Genomic DNA, 1,799 nt, shown 5'->3' with positions numbered 1-1,799 from the left:
TCTGCTTTGTTGCCTGGAGAATGCCCATGGTTGCCGCCCCCCGTTCCATCGCCTGGACCGCCTGCCTGCTGCTGGCCGCCGTGCCGGGCGCGCATGCCGCCGCCCGCGCCGCCACGACCGCGCCACCGGCACCGGCCGCGGCCAGCGCGACGCAACCCGAACGCGACCCGGAGGCACTGGCCGCACTGGACCGGATGGGCGCTGCGCTGCGTGCGCTCACGCAGTTCTCGCTGGTGTCCCAGGCCAGTACCGAGGTGGTGCTCGACGACGGCCAGAAGATCGAACTGGACGGCACGGTCACCTACAAGGTGCGGGCCCCCAACCGGTTGTTCCTGGAGTTGAGCAGCGACCGCCAGCTGCGCCAGCTCTACTACGACGGCAGCACCCTGTCGCTGTATTCGCCGCGCCTGAAGTACTACGCGCAGGTGGAGGGACTGCACGCCACGCTGGCCGAGCTGGTGGACGACGCGGCCAACCGCTATGGGATCGAAATGCCGCTGGCCGACATGTTCCTGTGGGGCACCGACAAGGCGCCCAAGAGTGCGATCCGCGGGGCACTGCACGTGGGCGGCGGGCTGGTGGACGGCGAAGCGGTCGAGCAGTACGCCTTCCAGCAGGACCAGGTGGACTGGCAGGTCTGGATCGCCAAGGCGACCGGGTTGCCGAAGAAGCTGATCATCACCGCGCTGGACGATCCGGCCCTGCCGCAGTACCGCGCCGAGCTGCACTGGAACACGCGCGGCACCCTGAAGGACAGCGCGTTTGCGTTCACTGCGCCGGCCGATGCGGCCCGCATCACACTGGTGCCGGTCGCTGTGGTGGCCATCGATGATGGACAGGAGAAGTGACATGCAGATTCCCATGCGTTCGGCGCTGCCGATGGTCGCCGGTGCACTGCTGCTCGGCCTGGTGCTGTGCAGCGCGCCGGCCAACGCGCAACGTGCCGGCTTCCATGGCGGGGCGCGGGCCAGCGCCCACACCAACATCAACCGCCCGGTGCAGCGCCCGCAGGGCAGGCCGGCCAATGTCAACCGGGCCGTCGCGGGCAATCGCAGCGTCGATGTGAACCGCAACGTCAACCGCAACGTGAACCGCAATGTCAACGTGAACGTGGACTACCACGACGACCACTGGAACCGATGGGACGACCACCCGTTCGCCACGGCGGCGGCGGTCACCGCCGGGGTGGCGGTGACCTCGGCGGTGATCGGCTCGATCGTCAGTTCGGTGCCCCCCAGCTGTGTCACCACGGTGATCAACGGCATGGCCTACCAGCAGTGCGGCAGCACCTGGTACGCGCCGCGCTATGCCGGCACCACGGTGCAGTACGTGGTGATCAACCCGCCGCGCTGACCGGTAGTTTTGCCTGTCGTGGCTGCGTAGTTATGCGGATTCCCCACCACCGCGGGCGCATTAACGTTGGCATCGGGCGGCGGCCTCCAGGGCGCCTGCACCCATTCAACGCCGTCGCTGCGTCCGCAGCGCGTCCCTTCCGCAACTGGAGCCTGCGTCATGAAAGCCTTCGTCATCGCCGTCCTGGCCAGCGCGCTGGTCGCCTGTGCCTCCACCCCCACGGTCAAGACCGACTTCGAACCCACCGCCAACTTCGCCTCCTACAAGACGTACTCGTGGGCGATCACGCCGCAGGCGGCCTCGCCGCTGGTGCAGCAGCGCATCGTGCAGGGCATCAATGCCCGACTGCAGGCCAAGGGCCTGCGCGAAACCCCGCAGGGCGGCGACATCGCGTTGGCCGCGCACATCATCACCGCTCAGAAGCAGACCCTGGACACCTTCTACAC

3 protein-coding genes are annotated in these 1,799 nt (G+C 68.3%); all 3 read left to right on the top strand.

Annotated elements, in window-relative coordinates; all coding sequences use genetic code 11:
- The first annotated feature begins 26 nt into the window (after positions 1-26).
- A complete protein-coding gene (locus DBR34_RS21505) occupies positions 27-848 on the top strand; it encodes a DUF2092 domain-containing protein (protein ID WP_181394048.1) in 822 nt (273 codons plus the stop codon).
- Position 849: 1 nt separating this feature from the next.
- Positions 850-1,353, top strand: coding sequence for a hypothetical protein (locus DBR34_RS16475; RefSeq protein WP_128097600.1), 504 nt, complete (start codon positions 850-852; stop codon positions 1,351-1,353).
- 159 nt (positions 1,354-1,512) lie between these two features.
- Positions 1,513-1,799, top strand: a 287-nt coding sequence (locus DBR34_RS16470) for a DUF4136 domain-containing protein (protein WP_146186864.1), incomplete at its 3' end; no start/stop codon positions are given.

The sequence above is a fragment of the Stenotrophomonas sp. HMWF003 genome (genome assembly GCF_003061285.1).
GTDB lineage: Bacteria > Pseudomonadota > Gammaproteobacteria > Xanthomonadales > Xanthomonadaceae > Stenotrophomonas > Stenotrophomonas maltophilia_AP.
This window is presented reverse-complemented; position numbering and strand designations above follow the sequence as displayed.

Coding starts and splice junctions, on each gene's coding strand:
- DBR34_RS21505 (WP_181394048.1), top strand. CDS start 27: ATGGTTGCCGCCCCCCGTTCCATCGCCTGGACCGCCTGCCTGCTGCTG.
- DBR34_RS16475 (WP_128097600.1), top strand. CDS start 850: ATGCAGATTCCCATGCGTTCGGCGCTGCCGATGGTCGCCGGTGCACTG.